At 68.3% G+C, this 19727-nt stretch carries 15 protein-coding genes; 13 read left to right on the top strand and 2 right to left on the bottom strand.

Translation table 11 applies throughout. From position 1 onward, the window contains the following. From nuoL to aroA, 8 genes are read left to right on the top strand one after another with little or no spacing between them, the layout of a single operon-like run. On the top strand, window positions 1-2100 hold the full coding sequence (nuoL, locus tag IT40_RS05025; RefSeq protein ID WP_036751383.1) for an NADH-quinone oxidoreductase subunit L: 2100 nt from the start codon (window positions 1-3) through the stop codon (window positions 2098-2100). A 1-nt stretch (window position 2101) separates the two neighbouring features. Further along, window positions 2102-3643 carry an NADH-quinone oxidoreductase subunit M gene (locus IT40_RS05020; protein WP_036751381.1) on the top strand — a complete coding sequence of 514 codons (1542 nt, stop codon included), beginning with the start codon at window positions 2102-2104 and terminating at the stop codon, window positions 3641-3643. 9 nt (window positions 3644-3652) lie between these two features. Beyond that, window positions 3653-5152 (top strand): NADH-quinone oxidoreductase subunit NuoN, encoded by a 1500-nt coding sequence (nuoN, locus tag IT40_RS05015; RefSeq protein ID WP_036751379.1) that lies wholly within the window; start codon window positions 3653-3655, stop codon window positions 5150-5152. Next, complete coding sequence (locus IT40_RS05010) at window positions 5145-5903, top strand: biotin--[acetyl-CoA-carboxylase] ligase (protein ID WP_036751377.1); 759 nt, start codon at window positions 5145-5147, stop codon at window positions 5901-5903. Before nuoN ends, IT40_RS05010 begins: the two co-directional genes overlap by 8 nt. A 5-nt stretch (window positions 5904-5908) precedes the next feature. Further along, window positions 5909-6688: a type III pantothenate kinase gene (locus IT40_RS05005; protein ID WP_036751375.1), complete on the top strand. Its 780-nt coding sequence runs from the start codon at window positions 5909-5911 to the stop codon at window positions 6686-6688. Further along, window positions 6681-8357: a ribonuclease J gene (locus IT40_RS05000; RefSeq protein WP_036751373.1), complete on the top strand. Its 1677-nt coding sequence runs from the start codon at window positions 6681-6683 to the stop codon at window positions 8355-8357. Before IT40_RS05005 ends, IT40_RS05000 begins: the two co-directional genes overlap by 8 nt. 20 nt (window positions 8358-8377) lie before the next feature. Next, window positions 8378-9079 (top strand): tRNA (guanine(46)-N(7))-methyltransferase TrmB, encoded by a 702-nt coding sequence (gene trmB / locus IT40_RS04995; RefSeq protein WP_036751371.1) that lies wholly within the window; start codon window positions 8378-8380, stop codon window positions 9077-9079. A 57-nt stretch (window positions 9080-9136) separates the two neighbouring features. After that, the gene (aroA, locus tag IT40_RS04990) at window positions 9137-10468 is read left to right on the top strand and encodes a 3-phosphoshikimate 1-carboxyvinyltransferase (RefSeq protein WP_036751442.1); all 1332 of its coding nucleotides are present in this window, start codon (window positions 9137-9139) and stop codon (window positions 10466-10468) included. Between the two features lie 146 nt (window positions 10469-10614). Here the strand turns inward: aroA and IT40_RS04985 are convergent, their stop codons facing one another. Continuing rightward, window positions 10615-12519 (bottom strand): propionyl-CoA synthetase, encoded by a 1905-nt coding sequence (locus tag IT40_RS04985; protein WP_036751369.1) that lies wholly within the window; start codon window positions 12517-12519, stop codon window positions 10615-10617. A gap of 243 nt (window positions 12520-12762) precedes the next feature. Next, window positions 12763-15042, bottom strand: coding sequence for an NADP-dependent malic enzyme (locus IT40_RS04980; protein WP_036751367.1), 2280 nt, complete (start codon window positions 15040-15042; stop codon window positions 12763-12765). Between the two features lie 173 nt (window positions 15043-15215). Between IT40_RS04980 and IT40_RS04975 the strand changes: the two genes are divergently transcribed. Genes IT40_RS04975 through upp form a run of 5 tightly spaced genes read left to right on the top strand, consistent with a single transcriptional unit; the run spans window position 15216 to window position 19675 of the window. Continuing rightward, window positions 15216-15611: a cytidine deaminase gene (locus IT40_RS04975; protein ID WP_036751365.1), complete on the top strand. Its 396-nt coding sequence runs from the start codon at window positions 15216-15218 to the stop codon at window positions 15609-15611. Further along, window positions 15608-16897, top strand: coding sequence for a thymidine phosphorylase (locus IT40_RS04970; protein WP_036751363.1), 1290 nt, complete (start codon window positions 15608-15610; stop codon window positions 16895-16897). Before IT40_RS04975 ends, IT40_RS04970 begins: the two co-directional genes overlap by 4 nt. After that, on the top strand, window positions 16894-18078 hold the full coding sequence (locus IT40_RS04965; RefSeq protein ID WP_036751361.1) for a phosphopentomutase: 1185 nt from the start codon (window positions 16894-16896) through the stop codon (window positions 18076-18078). The genes IT40_RS04970 and IT40_RS04965 overlap by 4 nt, the downstream gene beginning before the upstream one ends. Beyond that, on the top strand, window positions 18075-19043 hold the full coding sequence (locus IT40_RS04960) for an adenosine deaminase (RefSeq protein ID WP_036751359.1): 969 nt from the start codon (window positions 18075-18077) through the stop codon (window positions 19041-19043). Before IT40_RS04965 ends, IT40_RS04960 begins: the two co-directional genes overlap by 4 nt. After that, window positions 19040-19675 carry a uracil phosphoribosyltransferase gene (gene upp / locus IT40_RS04955; RefSeq protein ID WP_036751358.1) on the top strand — a complete coding sequence of 212 codons (636 nt, stop codon included), beginning with the start codon at window positions 19040-19042 and terminating at the stop codon, window positions 19673-19675. Before IT40_RS04960 ends, upp begins: the two co-directional genes overlap by 4 nt. Window positions 19676-19727 lie beyond the last annotated feature (52 nt).

The raw sequence follows: 19727 nt of genomic DNA, 5'->3' as shown, positions 1-19727 counted from the left end.
ATGGAAAAATTCGTCCTCTTCGCGCCGCTCATCGCGTCGCTGATCGCCGGGCTGGGCTGGCGCGCGATCGGCGAGAAGGCCGCGCAATACCTGACCACGGGCGTGCTGTTCCTCAGCTGCCTGATCAGCTGGTATCTGTTCTTGTCCTTCGACGGCGTGCCGCGGCACATCCCGGTGCTGGACTGGGTCGTGACCGGCGACTTCCATGCCGAATGGGCCATCCGCATGGACCGGCTGACCGCGATCATGCTGATCGTGGTGACGACGGTCTCGGCGCTCGTCCACATGTATTCGCTGGGCTACATGGCCCATGACGACAACTGGACGCATGACGAGCATTACAAGGCGCGCTTCTTCGCCTATCTCTCGTTCTTCACCTTCGCCATGCTGATGCTGGTGACGGCGGACAACCTGCTGCAGATGTTCTTCGGCTGGGAGGGCGTGGGCGTCGCCTCCTACCTGCTGATCGGCTTCTACTACAAGAAGGCCAGCGCCAATGCCGCGGCGATGAAGGCGTTCATCGTCAACCGCGTCGGCGACTTCGGCTTCCTGCTGGGCATCTTCGGCCTTTACTGGCTGACCGGCTCGGTCCAGTTCGACGAGATCTTCCGCCAGGTGCCCCAGCTTGCGCAGACCGACATGCATTTCCTGTGGCGCGACTGGAACGCGGCGAACCTGCTGGGCTTCCTGCTGTTCGTCGGCGCCATGGGCAAGTCGGCGCAGCTTCTGCTGCACACCTGGCTGCCGGACGCGATGGAAGGCCCGACCCCGGTTTCGGCGCTGATCCATGCCGCGACCATGGTCACGGCGGGCGTGTTCCTGGTCTGCCGCATGTCGCCGCTTTACGAATTCGCGCCGGACGCCAAGAACTTCATCGTCATCATCGGCGCCACCACCGCCTTCTTCGCCGCGACCGTGGGCCTGGTGCAGAACGACATCAAGCGCGTCATCGCCTATTCGACCTGCTCGCAGCTGGGCTACATGTTCGTGGCGGCGGGCGTCGGCGTCTATTCGGCGGCCATGTTCCACCTGCTGACCCACGCCTTCTTCAAGGCCATGCTGTTCCTGGGCGCCGGCTCGGTGATCCATGCCATGCACCATGAACAGGACATGCGGAACTATGGCGCGCTGCGGAAGAAGATTCCCTTGACCTTCTGGGCGATGATGATCGGCACCTTCGCCATCACCGGCGTCGGCATCCCGCTGACCCATCTGGGCTTCGCCGGCTTCCTGTCCAAGGACGCGATCATCGAAAGCGCCTATGCGGGCAGCGGCTATGCCTTCTGGCTGCTGGTCATCGCGGCCTGCTTCACCAGCTTCTACAGCTGGCGGCTGATTTTCCTGACCTTCTATGGCAAGCCGCGCGGCGACCATCATGCCCATGACCATGCGCATGAAAGCCCGCCGGTCATGACCATCCCGCTGGGCGTGCTGGCCGTGGGCGCGGTCTTTGCCGGCATGGTCTGGTATGGTCCCTTCTTCGGCGACCACCACAAGGTCACGGAATATTTCCACATCGCCGGCGCGCAGCATGAGGCCGCCGAGGGCGAGGAGGCCGCGGAACACGCGACTACCGAGGCCCCCGCTGCCGATACGGCCGCCGAGGGCGAGCCCGCCGCCGAGGCCGCCCATGCCGAGGTTGCCGCGCCGGTCGGCGGTGCGATCTACATGCATCCCGACAACCACATCATGGACGAGGCGCATCATGCGCCGGCCTGGGTCAAGGTCTCGCCCTTCATCGCCATGGTTCTGGGGCTGATCACCGCCTGGACCTTCTATATCGCCAACCCGTCGCTGCCCAAGCGGCTGGCGGCGCAGCAGCCGGCGCTGTATCAGTTCCTGCTCAACAAATGGTACTTCGACGAGATCTACGACTTCATCTTCGTCCGGCCGGCGAAATGGCTTGGCCGCGTGCTGTGGAAGGGCGGCGACGGCGCCGTCATCGACGGCACCATCAACGGGGTGGCCATGGGGTTGATCCCGCGGCTGACCCGCGCGGCGGTCCGGGTGCAATCGGGCTATCTGTTCCACTACGCCTTCGCGATGGTTCTGGGCATCGTGGGCTTGCTGATCTGGGTGATGATGCGGGGCGCGCACTGACATGACGAACCTTCTTTCCATCATCACCTTCCTGCCGATCGTCGCCGCCATCATCATGGCGCTGTTCCTGCGCGGCCAGGACGAGGCCGCGGCGCGCAACGCCAAGTGGCTGGCGCTGCTGACCACGACGGCGACCTTCGTGATCTCGCTTTTCGTGCTGTTCCGCTTCGACCCGGCGAACACCGGCTTCCAGTTCGTCGAGGATCACGCCTGGATCATGGGCCTGCGCTACAAGATGGGCGTGGACGGGATCTCGGTGCTGTTCGTGCTGCTGACCACCTTCATGATGCCGCTGACCATCCTTTCGACCTGGCAGGTCGAGGACAAGGTCAAGGAATACATGATCGCCTTCCTGGTCCTTGAAGGGCTGATGATCGGCGTCTTTACCGCGCTCGACCTGGTGCTGTTCTACCTGTTCTTCGAGGCGGGGCTGATCCCGATGTTCCTGATCATCGGCATCTGGGGCGGCAAGGACCGCATCTATGCGTCCTTCAAGTTCTTCCTCTACACCTTCCTCGGCTCGGTGCTGATGCTGGTCGCGATGATCGCCATGTATCGCATGGCGGGCACCACCGACATCCCGACGCTGCTGACCTTCGACTTCCCGTCGGACAACTTCCGCCTGCTGGGCATGACCGTGGTCGGCGGCATGCAGATGCTGCTGTTCCTGGCCTTCTTTGCCAGCTTCGCGGTCAAGATGCCGATGTGGCCGGTCCATACCTGGCTGCCCGACGCGCACGTGCAGGCGCCGACCGCCGGCTCGGTCCTGCTGGCCGCGGTGCTGCTGAAGATGGGCGGCTACGGCTTCCTGCGCTTCAGCCTGCCGATGTTCCCGGTCGCCAGCGGCGTGGCCCAGCCCTATGTCTTCTGGCTGTCGGCCATCGCCATCGTCTACACCTCGCTGGTGGCGCTGGCGCAGTCGGACATGAAGAAGGTCATCGCCTATTCCTCGGTCGCCCACATGGGCTACGTGACCATGGGCGTCTTTGCCGCGAACCAGATCGGCGTCGACGGCGCGATCTTCCAGATGCTGTCGCACGGCTTCATCTCGGGCGCGCTGTTCCTGTGCGTCGGCGTGATCTACGACCGCATGCACACGCGGGAAATCGACGCCTATGGCGGGCTGGTGAACCGGATGCCGGCCTATGCGGCGGTGTTCATGTTCTTCACCATGGCGAACGTGGGCCTGCCCGGCACCTCGGGTTTCGTGGGCGAGTTCCTGACGCTGATGGGCGTCTTCCGCGTCGACACCTGGGTGGCGCTGGTCGCGACCTCGGGGGTGATCCTGTCGGCGGCCTACGCGCTTTGGCTTTATCGCCGGGTGACGCTGGGCCAGCTGATCAAGGAAAGCCTCAAGTCGATCACCGACATGACCCCGCGCGAGCGCTGGGTGTTCATTCCGCTGATCGCGATGACGCTGATCCTGGGCGTCTATCCGCGGTTCGTCACCGACGTGACCGGCCCGGCAGTCGCAGCGCTCGTCCAAGACTACAACCAGAGCCAGCCGGCGGCACCCGTCGCCACGGCCCAAGCCAGCCACTAGGGGACGGACATGACCTCGCTCGATTTCTCGACCATTCTGCCCGAGGTGGTGCTGGCCGGATACGCCCTTGCCGCCCTGATGGCGGGGGCCTATCTCGGCAAGGACAGGCTGGCCCGGACGCTGCTTTGGGTCACGGTCGCGGCCTTCCTGCTTGTCGCGGCGATGGTGGGCCTGGGCAGCCATGCCGACGGCACCGCCTTCCACGGCATGTTCATCGACGACGGCTTCTCGCGCTTTGCCAAGGTGGTGACGCTGGTTGCCGCCGCCGTCGTGCTGGCGATGAGCGCCGATTACATGCAGCGCCGCAACATGCTGCGCTTCGAGTTCCCGATCATCGTGGCGCTGGCGGTGCTGGGCATGATGTTCATGGTCTCGGCCGGCGACCTCTTGACGCTCTACATGGGGCTGGAGCTGCAATCGCTGGCGCTTTACGTCGTCGCCGCCATGCGCCGCGACTCGGTGCGCTCGTCCGAGGCGGGGCTGAAGTATTTCGTCCTCGGCTCGCTTTCCTCGGGCCTGCTGCTCTATGGCGCCTCGCTGGTCTACGGCTTTGCCGGCACCACCGGGTTCGAGGGCATCGTCTCGACCATCCAGGGCGGGCATCTGTCCCTGGGCGTGCTGTTCGGGCTGGTGTTCATGCTGGTCGGCCTGAGCTTCAAGGTCTCGGCCGTGCCCTTCCACATGTGGACGCCCGACGTCTACGAGGGTTCGCCCACGCCGGTGACGGCCTTCTTCGCCACCGCGCCCAAGGTTGCGGCCATGGCGCTGATCGCGCGGCTGGTCTTCGACGCCTTCGGCCATGTCATCGGCGACTGGAGCCAGATCGTCGCGGCGCTGGCGGTGATGTCGATGTTCCTGGGCTCGATCGCCGGGATCGGCCAGACCAACATCAAGCGGCTGATGGCCTATTCCTCGATCGCGCATATGGGCTTTGCCCTGGTCGGCCTGGCCGCCGGCACCGCCATCGGCGTGCAGACCATGCTGCTTTACATGACCATCTATGCGGTGATGAACATCGGCACCTTCGCCTTCATCCTGTCGATGGAGCGCGACGGCGTGCCGGTCACCGACCTCGCTTCGCTGAACCGTTTCGCCTGGACCGATCCGGTCAAGGCGCTGGCCATGCTGGTGCTGATGTTCAGCCTGGCGGGCGTGCCGCCGACGCTGGGCTTCTTTGCCAAGTTCGGCGTGCTGACGGCGGCGGTCGATGCCGGCATGGGCTGGCTCGCGGTGCTGGGCGTCATCGCCTCGGTCATCGGCGCCTTCTATTACCTGCGCATCGTCTATTACATGTATTTCGGCGGCGAATCCGAGGGGATGAGTTCGCGCATGGGCGCGGTGCAATACCTGGCGCTGATGCTGCCGGCCCTGGCCATGCTGGTGGGCGCGATCAGCATGTTCGGCGTCGATGCCGCCGCCGGCCGTGCCGCCGAGACCCTGGTCGGCCCGGTCGCCGCTGTCGAACAGCCCGCCGAGACCCTGCAAGCCGAGCCCGCGCAAGGTGAGTGACGCCTGGCCCGAGGGCGTGGCTCGCCATGTGCTGGCCCGTACCGACAGCACCAATGCCGAGGCGCTGAAGCTGGAGCCCGGCCTTTCCGGTCCCGCCTGGGTGCTGGCCCGCGAGCAATTCGCGGGCCGTGGCCGTCGCGGGCGCGAATGGGTCATGCCGGCGGGGAATTTCGCCGGCACGCTGGTCCTGCGCCCGCAGGGCGGGCCGATGGCGGCGGCGCAGCTGTCCTTCGTCGCGGCGCTGGCGCTTTACGATGCGCTTGGCCTGGCCTGCGGGCCGGCCGCGCGGCTGGCGATTAAATGGCCCAACGACGTGCTGCTGAACGGCGGCAAGGTGGCGGGCATCCTGCTGGAAAGCTCGGGCTCGGGTCCGGGGGTGCAGGCGGTGGCCGTGGGCATCGGCGTCAACCTGGCGGCGGCGCCCGATGCCGGCGCGGTCGAACCCGGCGCGACCCCGCCGGTTTCCGTGCAGGGCGAGACCGGCCACGCCGTCGATCCCGAGGAATTCCTGGACCTGCTGGCCCCGGCCTTCGCGCGCTGGCAGGCGCAGCTGGACGCCTATGGCTTCGCCCCGATCCGCAACGCCTGGCTGGCCCGCGCCGCCCGGCTGGGCGAGCCGATCATCGCCCGCACCGGCGCGACCGAAAGCCGCGGCATCTTCGAGGGCATCGACGACAGCGGCGCGCTGGTCCTGCGCGGTCCGGCGGGGCGGCAGGTCATCCCCGCCGCCGAAGTCTATTTCGGAGGCTGATCGCCATGCTGCTTTGCATCGACACCGGCAACACCAACACGGTCTTTTCCGTCTGGGACGGCGAGAAATTCGTCGGCCTCTGGCGCATCTCGACCGACCACCGGCGCACGGCGGACGAATATTTCGTCTGGCTGTCCACGCTGATTTCCCTGCAGAAGCTGGAACTGAACATCGACGCCTGCATCATCAGCTCGACCGCGCCGCGGGTGGTGTTCAACCTGCGCGTGCTGTGCAACCGCTATTTCGACACCCGTCCGCTGGTGGTGGGCAAGCCGGACTGCCTGCTGCCGGTGGCGCCGCGGGTGGATTTCGGCACCGTGGTCGGCCCCGACCGGCTGGTGAACACCTGGGGCGCCTATGAGCGGCACGGGCCGGACCTGATCGTGGTCGATTTCGGCACCGCGACGACCTTCGACGTGGTGGATACCGACGGCGCCTATGTGGGCGGCGTCATCGCGCCGGGGGTGAACCTGTCGCTCGAGGCGCTGCACATGGGCGCGGCCAGCCTGCCGCATGTCGATGTGACCATGCCGCCCAAGGTGATCGGCACCAATACGGTGGCCTGCATCCAGTCCGGCATCTACTGGGGCTATATCGGCCTGGTGCAGGGCGTGGTGGACAAGATCCGCGAGGAACGCGGGCGGCCGATGAAGGTTATAGCAACGGGCGGGCTTGCACCGCTGTTCGACCAGGGATTTGATTTGTTCGACGCGATCGAGGACGATTTGACCATGCACGGCCTGCGCCTGATCCATGATTACAACAAGGAGATGGGCAATGGCTGAGCGCCTGATCTATCTGCCGCTGGGCGGCGCGGGCGAAATCGGCATGAACGCCTATGTCTACGGCTACGGCCAGCCGGGGCGCGAGCGGCTGATCGTCGTCGACCTGGGCGTGACCTTCGGCGACATGGATTCTGCGCCGGGCATCGACCTGATCATGGCCGATGTCGCCTGGCTGGAGCAGAACCGTGACCGCATCGACGCCATCTTCATCACCCACGGGCACGAGGATCACGTCGGCGCGCTTGGCCTGCTGTGGCCCAAGCTGCAAAAGCCGGTGCATTGCCGCCGCTTCACCGGCGCGCTGGCGCGGCTGAAGCTGGAAGAGGCCGGCCAGCCCGTCGACCAGCTGCATATCCACGCCCCGCGCCCCGCGGTGGTGACGGCCGGTCCCTTCCGGGTGCAGTTCGTGCCGGTCAGCCATTCGATCCCGGAAAGCTCGGCGCTGATCATCGACACGCCGGCGGGCCGCATCGTGCATACCGGCGATTTCAAGCTGGACGGCACCCCGGTGGTGGGCGAGCCCTTCGACCCGATCCTGTGGCACGACATCGCGGGCGAAGGGCAGGGGGTCAAGGTTCTGACCTGCGATTCCACCAATGTCTTTTCCCCCCATCCCGGCCGGTCCGAGGCGGTGCTGGCCAATCCGCTATTGGATTTCGTCATGGCGCAGCGGCAGATGGTGGTGGCGACGACCTTCGCCAGCAACATCGCCCGCCTCAAGACCCTGGCCGAGGCCGGCCTTGCCGCCGGCCGCAAGATCTGCCTGCTCGGCCGCGCCATGCGCCGCATGGTGGCGGTCGGGGTCGAGACCGGCATCCTGACCAATTTCCCGCCGGTGATCGGCCCCGAGGAGGCCTCGGAACTGCCGCGCGACAAGGTGATGCTGATCGTGACCGGCAGCCAGGGCGAACGCCGCGCCGCCAGCGCCCAGCTGTCGCGCGGCCGCTACCTGGGGATCGAGCTGAAAGAGGGGGACAGCTTCCTCTTCAGCTCGCGCACCATCCCCGGAAACGAGCGCGGGGTGATCCGCATCATGAACGCGCTGTCGGAAATGGGCGTGGACCTCTATGACGGGGACGACGGCACCTATCACGTCTCGGGCCATGCCAACCGCCCGGACATCGAGGCGGTCCACGACCTGTTGAAGCCGCAGATCGTCATCCCGATGCATGGCGAGCATATGCACCTGCGCGAACATGCCAAGCTGGCGCAGGCGCGCGGCATTCCCGCGGCGGTGGCGACCAACGGCACCATGCTGGACCTGACCGGCCCGGTGCCGCGGGTGGTGGACCAGATCGACACCGGCCGGCTTTACCTGGACGGCACGGTGCTGATCGGCGCCATGGACGGTGTGGTGCGCGATCGCATCCGCATGGCGCTGAACGGCCATGCCATGGTCTCGGTCATCATCGACGAGGACGACACGCCCCTGCCCGACGCCTGGGTGGAACTGTCCGGCCTGCCGGAACTGGGCCGCGCCGGCGTGCCGCTGGCCCGCAATATCGAAAGCGAGCTGGCCGAGTTCCTGGAACGCGCCGACGACCGCACGGTGATGGACGACGACCGCCTGGAAGAGGCGATTCGCAAGATCACCCGCCAGGTCTCGATGGAGGAGATCGGCAAGAAGCCCGAGGTGACGGTGGTGATCTCGCGCCTCGCCGCCGAGTGACCGGACCGGCTGGACCAAGCATGAGCGAATTCGACCCGACCCCGCCGCGCCGCAATTTCTATGGCCGCCGCCACGGCAAGACCCTGCGCCAGTCGCAAAAGGGCTACCTGTCCGAGGATCTGGGCAGCCTGCGCCCGCGCGGCATCACCGTCCAGGACAACCCCGAGCGCAAGCCCATCGACCCGGCGGCGATCTTCGGCGACGACCGCCCGGTCTGGCTGGAGGTCGGCTTCGGCGGCGGCGAGCACATGGTCCACATGGCCGCCCGCTATCCCGAAATCGGCATCATCGGCTGCGAGCCCTTCATCAACGGCGTCGCCATGCTCCTGGGCAAGATCCGCGCGGCGGGCGTCAGCAATGTCAGCGTGCACCCCGGCGATGCGCGCGACCTGATGGACGTGCTGCCCGATGCCTCGATCTCGCGCGCTTTCCTGAACTATCCCGACCCCTGGCCCAAGGCGCGCCACCACCGCCGCCGCTTCGTCACGCCCGAGCATCTGATCCCGCTGGCCCGCGTCATGCGGTCGGGCGCCGAGTTCCGCGTCGCGACCGACATCCCCGATTACGTTCGCCAGACGCTGGAAGAGGTGCCGCAGGCCGATTTCGAACTGATCGCCGAGGGGTTTGAGCCCTGGGACGACTGGCCCAGCACCCGCTATGAGCAAAAGGCCCTGCGCGAGGGGCGGGCGCCGCATTACGTCACTTTCCGCCGCAAGGGCTGATTGCAACCCCCGCCCGTGACCGCTATCACCTTGCGCGACACGCACCAGGGGGCCTTCATGTCACATTCCGCCGAACCGCTGCCGATGACCGCCCGCCGCTCGGGCCCCCTGGCCGGCGAGGCCAAGGTGCCGGGCGACAAGTCGATCAGCCACCGCGCGCTGATCCTGGGCGCGCTGGCGGTGGGCGAGACCCATATCACCGGGCTGCTGGAGGGCCAGGACGTGCTGGACACGGCCTCGGCGATGCGGGCCTTCGGCGCGCAGGTCGAACGCCTGGGCGAGGGGGAATGGCGGGTGAGGGGCGTCGGCGTCGGCGGCTTCGCCGAGCCCGAGGGCGTGATCGATTGCGGCAATTCCGGCACCGGCGTGCGGCTGATCATGGGCGCCATGGCCACGACGCCGATCACCGCCACCTTTACCGGCGACGCCAGCCTGTCGCGCCGGCCGATGGGCCGCGTCACCGACCCGCTGGAGCTGTTCGGCGCTCAGGTGACGGCCCGCGAAGGCAAGCGCCTGCCCCTGACCATCAGGGGCGCGGCCGATCCGGTGCCGGTGCGCTACAAGACCCCGGTCGCCAGCGCCCAGATCAAGTCGGCGGTGCTGCTGGCCGGCCTGAATGCGCCGGGCGAGACGGTGGTGGTCGAATCCGAACCGACCCGCGACCATACCGAGCGCATGCTCGCGGGCTTCGGCGCCAGCATCCGCAGCGAGACGACGGATGAAGGCCATGTCATCACCCTGCAAGGCCGGCCGGAACTGAAGCCGCAGCCGGTGGCGGTGCCGCGCGACCCGTCCAGCGCCGCCTTTCCGGTGGCGGCGGCGCTGATCGTGCCCGGCTCGCAGATCCGCGTCCCCGGCGTCAGCCGCAACCCGACCCGCGACGGGCTCTATGTCACCTTGCTGGAAATGGGCGCCGACATCAGCTTCCAGAACCAGCGCGAAGAGGGCGGCGAGCCGGTCGCCGACCTTGTCGTCCGCCATGGCCCGCTGAAGGGCGTGACCGTGCCGCCCGAACGCGCCGCCAGCATGATCGACGAATTCCCGATCCTCTCGGTCATCGCCTGCTTTGCCGAGGGCACGACCGTCATGCAGGGCGTCCACGAATTGCGCGTCAAGGAAAGCGACCGGATCGAGGCCATGGCCACCGGCCTTGTCGCCAATGGCGCGGCTGTCGAGACCACCCCGGACACCATGACCGTCCATGGCAAGGGCGGGCTGACGGGCGGCGCCACCTGCGCCACGCATCTCGACCACCGCATCGCCATGTCCTTCCTGGTCGCGGGCCTTGCCTCCGAGCAGCCGATCACGGTGGACGACGGCGGCCCGATCGCCACCTCCTTCCCGGATTTCCTGCCGCTGATGCGCGGCCTCGGTGCGCGGATCGACTGAAACCGCGCAGAAGCCGGGGGCTGTCTGCCCCCGGACCCCCGAGGATGCTTATGCACGAAAGAAGCACAGGCGGCGCCGGATGGGGCGCCGCCTGTGGTCTTTCTCCGTTGCACAAATACCCATGCGACAGTGCCGCCGGGCGGGGTCTAGCCCGCCTTGGCGGCTTCGGGATAGCCGATCCCTGCCAGCGCCTCGCGGATCTCGTCCAGGATCGCCGGGTCGTCGATGGTGGCGGGGGTCTTGAAGGGCTCGCCATCGGCGATCTTGGCCATGGTGGCGCGCAGGATCTTGCCCGAACGGGTCTTGGGCAGCCGGTCCACCACGCAAGCCGACTTGAAGGCCGCGACCGGGCCGATCTTGTCGCGCACCAGCTTGACCACCTCGCGCACCACCTGCTCATGCGGCGTCGCGACCCCGGCCTTGAGGCACAGGAAGCCGACGGGCGACTGGCCCTTGAGGCTGTCAGCCACGCCGATCACCGCGCATTCGGCGACGGCGGGATGGCTGGCCAGCACCTCTTCCATGGCGCCGGTCGACAGCCGGTGGCCGGCGACGTTGATCACGTCGTCGGTGCGCGCCATGATGTAGAGATAGCCCTCCTCGTCGATATAGCCGGCGTCGCCGGTCTCGTAATAGCCGGGGAAATGGTCGAGATAGGACTTGCGAAAGCGGCTTTCGGCATTCCACAGCCCCGGCAGCGTGCCGGGCGGCAGGGGCAGCTTGACCGCGATGGCGCCCAGCGTGCCCGCGGGCACCGGGTGGCCGGCCTCGTCCAGCACCTGCACGTCATAGCCGGGCATCGGCACCGAGGGGCTGCCGAGCTTGGTCGGCAGGGTCTCGATGCCGATGGGATTGGCGGCGATGGCCCAGCCGGTCTCGGTCTGCCACCAGTGATCGACCACCGGCACGCCCAGATGTTCCTGCGCCCATTTCACCGTGTCGGGGTCGGCGCGCTCGCCGGCCAGGAACAGGGCTTGCAGGTCGTGCAGCTTGTAGCGGCGGATCCATTCGCCCTCGGGATCCTCGCGGCGGATGGCGCGCAGGGCGGTGGGGGCGGTAAAGAAGCTCTTGATGCGGTGGTTCTGGATGATGCGCCAGAAGACGCCCGGATGCGGGGTGCCGACCGGCTTGCCCTCGAAGACCACGGTGGTCGCGCCGGCGATCAGCGGCCCGTAGCAGATATAGCTGTGGCCGACGACCCAGCCCACGTCCGAGGCGGCCCAGAAACGGTCGCCGGCGGCGATGTTGTAGATGTTGGTCATCGACCATTGCAGCGCCACCAGATGGCCGGCGGTATGGCGCACCACGCCCTTGGGCTGGCCGGTGGTTCCCGAGGTATAAAGGATATAGGCCGGGTGGTTGCCCTCGACCGGGACGCATTCGGCGGGCTTCACGCCGTATTGGAAGCCGTGCCAGTTGAAGTCGCGGCCCTCGACCAGCTTGGCCACCTCCTGCTCGCGCTGGAAGATCACGCAGAACTCGGGCTTGTGCTGGGCCATGTCGATGGCGGCGTCGAGCAGCGGCTTGTAATGGACGACCCGGTTCGGCTCGAGCCCGCAGGAGGCGGCGATGATCGCCTTGGGCTGGCAATCGTCGATGCGCACCGCCAGCTCGTTCGCCGCAAAGCCGCCGAAGACCACGGAATGGATGGCGCCCAGCCGGGCGCAGGCCAGCATCGCCTCCAGCGCCTCGGGGATCATCGGCATGTAGATGATGACGCGGTCGCCCTTTTCGACGCCGCGCATGCGCAGCGCGCCGGCCAGCGAGGCGACGCGATCCTGCAATTGCTTGTAGGTGATGCCCTTGGACGACAGCGTGATCGGGCTTTCGTGCTGGATGGCGACCTGGTCGCCGCGGCCGGCCAGGACATGGCGGTCCACCGCGTTCCAGCAGGTGTTGACCATCCCGTCCGAGAACCATTCGTAGATCGGGGCCTTGTCGTCGAAAAGCGCCTTCGAGGGCTCGCGCTCCCAGTCGATCGCCCCGGCCGCCTGCATCCAGAAACCCTCGGGATCTGCCTGCCAGGCGGAATAGATCTCACGATATCCCATGAACCAACTCCTCCCCGGATGAATGGGCCGGAGTTATGCGCGCCCGAGGCCAGGGCGCAAGGATGTTATCGCCCACAGTCGCGGGGTGCGACGGAAAGTTTTGCAGAATGCCGCGCCGCGGCGTGAAATAGTTTGCAAAGGGCGCGGGACTTTGCTGCGCGCTGAAAAACCCGTGCCGTTTTGCAAAAACCGGCCGGCCGGGCGGGGCGGCGGCAGAATCACCGCGCCCCCGCCCGCCTGCGCCTAGCGATAATGATCGACCGGGGTGCCGGCGATGGCGCTCATGTTCAGCAGCCCGCGGGTGGTGATCGAGGGGGTGACGATATGGGCGCGGTTGCCCATGCCCATCAGGATCGGCCCGACCTCCAGCCCGTTGGCCTTGAGCTTGAGCGCGTTGCGCACCCCCGAGGCCGAGTCGGTGCCCGAGAACACCAGCGCGTTCGCCGCCCCCTCGATGCGCGAGCGCGGCAGCAGGCGTTCGCGGATCGCGGGGTCGAGCGCGGAATCGACATGCATCTCGCCGTCGAAGATGAAATCGACGCCGCGCGCCTCGAGGATCGCCAGCGCGGCGCGCATCTTGCGCCCCGACTCGGTGTCGAGGTTGCCGAATTGCGAATGGCTGCACAGCGCGACCTTCGGCGTCACGCCGAAGCGGCGGACATGGCGGGCGGCGCCGATGGCGGCCTCGGCCACCTGTTCGGGGGTGGGGGCGTGGTTGACCTGGGTGTCGGCGATGAACAGCGGCCCGTCCTCGAGGATCATCAGCGACAGCGCACCATGCGGGCGCAGCCCGTCGCGGGCCAGGATCTGGGTGATATAGTTCAGGTGCCAGCTGTATTGGCCAAAGGTGCCGCAGATCAGGCTGTCGGCCTCGCCCCGATGCACCATGACGGCGCCGATGGCGGTGGTGTTGGTGCGCATGATGGCGCGGGCGATGTCCGGCGTCACGCCGCGCCGGGCCATCAACTCGTGATAGGTGCCCCAGTAGTCGCGATAGCGCGGGTCGTTTTCCGGGTTCACGATCTCGAAGTCGCGGCCGGGGCGGATCGGCAGGCCGGCGCGCTCGGCGCGCATCTCGATCACCTCGGGGCGACCGATCAGGATCGGCGCGTCGGTGGTTTCCTCGAGCATGGCGTTTGCCGCGCGCAGCACCCGCTCGTCCTCGCCCTCGGCAAAGACGATGCGGCGCTTGGCGGTGGCGGCGGCCTCGAAGACCGGGCGCATGATCAGCGCCGAGCGGAAGACCGAGCCGTCCAGCTTGCGCTTGTAGGCGGCCACGTCCTCCAGCGGCCGGGTGGCGACGCCGGTCTCCATCGCGGCGCGGGCGACGGCGGTCGAGACGACGCCGATCAGCCGCGGGTCGAAGGGCTTGGGGATCAGGTAATCCGCGCCGAAGCTCAGCTTCTCGCCGCGATAGGCCATCGCCGCCTCGGCGCTGGTGGTGGCGCGGGCCAGCGCGGCGATGCCCTCGATGCAGGCCAGCTGCATCTCGTCGTTGATCGTGGTCGCGCCCACGTCCAGCGCGCCGCGGAAGATGAAGGGAAAGCACAGGACGTTGTTGACCTGGTTCGGATAGTCGCTGCGCCCGGTGGCGATGATCGCGTCGGGGGCGACGGTGCGGGCATCCTCGGGCAGGATTTCGGGCGTGGGGTTGGCCAGCGCGAAGATGATCGGCCGCTTGGCCATCCGGGCCACCATCTCGGGCTTCAGCACGCCGGGGCCGGACAGGCCCAGGAACAGGTCTGCGCCCTCGATCACCTGGTCCAGCGTGCGCAGGTCGGTCTTTTGCGCATATTCCGCCTTTTGCGGCGTCATCTCTTCGGTCCGGCCCTCATGGACCAGGCCGGCGATGTCGCAAAGCCAGACGTTCTCGCGCTTGACGCCCAGCTTCAGCAGCATGTTGAGGCAGGCGATGCCGGCCGCGCCGCCGCCGGTCGAGACCACCTTGATGTCCTCGAAACGCTTGTGGGCGATGTGCAGGGCGTTGGTCGCGGCGGCGCCGACGACGATGGCGGTGCCGTGCTGGTCGTCGTGGAAGACCGGGATGTTCATCCGCTCGCGGCACAGCTTCTCGACGATGAAGCAGTCGGGGGCCTTGATGTCTTCCAGGTTGATCGCGCCGAAGGTCGGCTCCAGCGCGCAGACGATCTCGGCCAGCTTCTCGGGGTCGGGCTCGTTCAGCTCCAGGTCGAAGCAGTCGATATTGGCGAATTTCTTGAACAGGACCGCCTTGCCCTCCATCACCGGCTTCGAGGCCAGCGCGCCGATATTGCCCAGTCCCAGCACGGCGGTGCCGTTCGAGACCACGGCGACGAGGTTGCCGCGTGCGGTATAGCGGGCGGCCGTGGCGGGGTCGGCCTTGATCTCCAGGCAGGCTTCTGCCACGCCGGGCGAATAGGCGCGGCTCAGGTCGCGGCCGTTGGCAAGGGGCTTGGTCGCCCGGACCTCGAGCTTACCGGGGCGCGGATACTCGTGATAATCCAGTGCCGCCTGCCGGGCGTTGTCCTGCCTGCGTTCTTCCATCGCCAGACCCTCTCCTCTCAAGATGGTTCAGCGTTAAACTATTTTTTTGCCGGGGAACAGGGGGCATCGCGGAAGCGGGCGGGGATGCGCCGCTCTTGCGCCGCTCTTGCATCGTGCGGGGCGCGCGCGCAAACTCCTGATCCGGTCGGACGGGCAGGCGAAAGGTGGGGTCGATGGCGCTTCTGGATGCGGCGCGCGAGGTGCGCGAAAGGGCCTATGCGCCCTATTCCAACTTCAAGGTCGGGGCGGCGGTGCGCGGCGCCTCGGGGCGGATCTATGCCGGCTGCAACGTCGAGAACGTGGCCTATCCCGAGGGCACCTGCGCCGAGGCCGGCGCCATCGCCGCCATGGTCGCCGCGGGCGAGACCGAGATCGTCGAGGTCGCCGTCATCGCCGACTCGCAAGGCCCGGTGCCGCCCTGCGGCGGCTGCCGGCAGAAGCTGGCCGAGTTCGGCCGCCCCGAGACGCCGGTGCTGCTGGCCACGACCCGCGGCGACGAACTGGCCACGACCATCGGCGAGCTGCTGCCCGGCCGTTTCGGCATCAGCCACATGTCGGGCACCGAATGAGCCCTGCCGATCCCCGCCCCGATCCGCGTCCGGTGATCGCCGCCGTGCGCGACGGGCGCGGGCTGGACGCGGCGGGGGCCGCGCTGATCGCGCGCGGCCTGGCCGACGGCTCGGTCAGCGACGCGCAGGCCGCGGCCTTTGCCATGGCGGTGCTGCTGCGCGGTCTGGACGAGGCGGGCCGGGTGGCGCTGACCCGCGCCATGCGCGATTCCGGCGACGTGTTGCGCTGGGATCTGCCGGGGCCGGTGGTGGACAAGCATTCGACCGGCGGCATCGGCGATACGGTCAGCCTGGTCCTTGCGCCGCTGGTGGCCTGTTGCGGCGCCTATGTGCCGATGATCTCGGGGCGCGGGCTGGGCCATACCGGCGGCACGCTGGACAAGCTCGAGGCGATCCCCGGTTTCCACACCGCGCTGCCCGAGGCCGAGTTCCGCCGCGTCACCGGGCAGGTCGGCTGTGCCATCGTCGCGGCGGGGCGCGAGCTTGCGCTGGCCGATGCGCGGCTTTACGCGATCCGCGACGAAAGCGCGACGGTGGGCTCGATCGACCTGATCACCGCCTCGATCCTGTCCAAGAAGCTGGCGGCGGGACTTGATGCGCTGGTGCTGGACGTCAAGCAGGGCAGCGGCGCCTTTCTGCGCGGCCCCGATGCCGCGCTGGCCCTGGCGCGCGCGCTGGTCGATACCGCGACCGGCGCCGGCTGCCGCACCCGCGCCTATGTCACCGACATGGACCAGCCCCTGGCCCGCGCCGCCGGCAATGCGCTGGAACTGCGCGAGGCCATCGCCGTGCTGACCGGCGGGCAGGGTGCGCTGCGCGACCTGTCGCTGGCGCTCTCCTCGGCCTGCCTGGAGCTGGTCGGGCTGACGGGGGCCCTGCAGGCGCTGGAAAGCGGCGCCGCGGCCGAGCGTTTCGCCCGCATGGTCGCGGCCCAGGGCGGGCCGGCCGACCTGCTGGAGCATCCCGACCGCCACCTGCCGTCCGCGCCGGTGATCCGCGCCGTGCCCGGCCATGGCCGCGTCGCCGCCATCGACACCGAGGCGCTGGGTCATGCCGTGGTCGCGCTTGGCGGCGGGCGGCTGCATGCCCGCGACCGGATCGACCCGCGCGTGGGGCTTGCGCAGATGCTGCGCATCGGCGAAGAGGCGGGCGAGGGGCGGCCGCTGGCGCTGGTCCATGCCGCCTCGGAGGCGGCGGCCGATGCGGCGGCCGCCACCGTCGCGGCCGCCTATCTGCTGGGCGATGGCCCGGAGCCGGGGCCGTTGATCCGCAGCGAGGTAACATGACCGACAGACGCGCCTTCCTGATCGTGATGGATTCGGTCGGCATCGGCGGCGCGCCCGACGCGGGCGCCTATTTCAACGACGGCCTGCCCGATACCGGCGCGAACACGCTGGCCCATATCGCCCAGGCGCGGCCGCTCATCATGCCGCATCTGGACGCGCTTGGCCTTGGCGCCGCGATCCGGCTGGCCAGCGGCGAGGCGGCACCGGGCCTCGGCGCCCGGCCGCAGGGGCTGTGGGGTACGGCGACCGAGGTTTCGCGCGGCAAGGACACCCCCTCGGGCCATTGGGAGATCGCGGGCGTGCCGGTGCCCTGGGACTGGCATTATTTCCCCGACGCCCGCCCGGCCTTTCCGGCCGATCTGGCCCAGCGCATCGCCCAGGCCGCGGGAACCGGGGGCATCCTGGGCAACGAACATGCCTCGGGGACCGAGATCATCGCCCGGCTGGGGGCCGAGCATCTGCGCAGCGGCTGGCCGATCTGCTATACCTCGGCCGACAGCGTGTTGCAGATTGCCGCGCATGAGGACGCCTTCGGCCTCGACCGGCTCTATCGGCTTTGTCAGGATGTGGCCGCTATGGTCCATCCGATGCGCGTGGGCCGGGTCATCGCCCGGCCCTTCCTGGGCGCCGAGGGCAGTTTCGCCCGCACCCCGAACCGCCGCGACTATGCCATCGCCCCGCCGGGCCCGACGCTGCTGGACGTGGCGCAGGAGGCGGGGCGGGCGACCCATGCGGTGGGCAAGATCGGCGACATCTTCTCGCATCGCGGCATCTCGGCCCTGCACAAGGGCCGGTCGGACGCCGACCTGGCCGGCCATCTGCTGGCCTTGGCGGATCAGGCCGAACCGGGCAGCCTGACCTTCGCCAATTTCGTCGAGTTCGACAGCCTTTATGGCCATCGCCGCGACGTGGCGGGCTATGCGGCGGCGCTGGAATGGTTCGACGGGGTGGCCGGTGCGCTGATGGCGCGGCTGCGGCCGGGGGATCTGGCGATCTTTACCGCCGACCACGGCAACGACCCGACCTGGCACGGCACCGACCACACCCGCGAGCGCGTGCCGGTGCTGGGCTGGGGTTGTGGCGTGCGCGAAATCGGCCAGGTGGGTTTCGCCGACATCGCCGCCTCGGTCGCCGCGCACCTTCGCCTGCCGCCGGTCGGGCCGGGGAGGTCGTTCCTGTGAAGTCGCTCAAGAAGATCGAGCTGCACCTGCATCTGGAGGGCGCGGCGCCCCCCGGCTTCATCCGCGCGCTTGCGGCCGAAAAGCACCGCGACATCGCCGGCATCTTCGACGAGCGCGGCGCCTATGCGTATCGCGATTTCAGGGATTTCCTGCGCGTCTATGAAGCCGCGACCTCGGTCCTGGCGACGCCGCGGGACTATGCGCGGCTGCTGTCCGAGGTGCTGGCGGAATGCGTCGAGCAGGGCGCGATCTATGTCGAGCTATTCGTCTCGCCCGAGTTCTGCGGCGGCGCGGATCTTGCCGCATGGCGCGACTACCTGGCCGCCATGGAGGAGGCCGCGGCCCAGGCCGAGCGCGACGGCATCGCCAGCCGCGCCGTGCTGACCTGCATCCGCCATTTCGGCCCCGAGCGCGCCCGCAAGACCGCGATCTGCGCCGCCGAGACCTCGGGCGGCTGGGTCGCGGGCCTCGGCATTGCCGGGGCCGAGGACGTGGGCGAGCTTGGCGATTTCGCCTGGGCCTTCGATTGCGCGCGCGAGGCCGGGCTGGGCCTGACCGCCCATGCCGGCGAATGGCGGGGGCCGCAATCCATCCGCGATGCGCTGGCCCTGGGCGTCACCCGCATCGGCCACGGCATCCGCGCCGTCGAGGACGCGGCGCTGCTGCGCGACCTGGCCGAACGTGGGATCACGCTGGAGGTTTGCCCCGGCTCGAACGTCGCGCTGGGGCTGGTGCGGGACTGGGCCGCCCATCCCATCGCCCGGCTTGCCGACGCGGGCGTGCGCGTCACCGTCTCGACCGACGATCCGCCGTTCTTCCACACCACGCTGTCGCAGGAATATCAGCGGCTTGCCGATGCCTTTGGTTGGGCCGAGGCCGAGTTCCGCCAGATGAACCTCTGGGCCGTCGACGCGGCTTTCTGCGACCAGACCACCCGAACCCGCCTGCGAAAGGAACTGACATGACCCAAGCGCATCTGACCGTCGTCGATCACCCGCTGGTGCAGCACAAGCTGACGCTCATGCGCGACAGGACCACCTCGACCGCCGGTTTCCGCCGCCTGCTGCGCGAGATCAGCCTGCTTCTGGCCTATGAGGTCACGCGCGAGCTGGAGATGACCACCATCCGCATCGAGACCCCGCTTTGCGAGATGCAGGCGCCGACGCTGGAAGGCAAGAAACTGGCGCTGATCTCGATCCTGCGGGCCGGCAATGGGCTGCTCGACGGCATCCTTGAGCTGATTCCGGCCGCGCGCGTGGGCTTCATCGGGCTTTACCGCGACCCCGAGACGCTGCAGCCGGTGCAGTATTATTCCAAGGTTCCCAGCGCGCTGGACGCACGCATGACCATCGTCGTCGATCCGATGCTGGCGACGGGCAATTCCTCGGTCGCGGCCATCGACCTGCTCAAGGCGGCGGGGGCGCGCAACCTGCGCTTCCTGTGCCTGCTCGCCTCGCCCGAAGGGGTGGCGCGGATGCGCGAGGCCCATCCCGACGTGCCGATCGTGACCGCGGCGCTGGACGAGCGACTGGACGAGCATGGCTATATCGTGCCCGGCCTGGGCGATGCCGGCGACCGCATGTTCGGCACGAAATGAGGCCGCGTTAACCGGGCCTTCAGGGCTTTCGGCCTATCACCGGGTCATGGGT

This window comes from Paracoccus versutus (assembly GCF_000763885.1).
Taxonomy (GTDB): domain Bacteria; phylum Pseudomonadota; class Alphaproteobacteria; order Rhodobacterales; family Rhodobacteraceae; genus Paracoccus; species Paracoccus versutus.
This window is presented reverse-complemented; position numbering and strand designations above follow the sequence as displayed.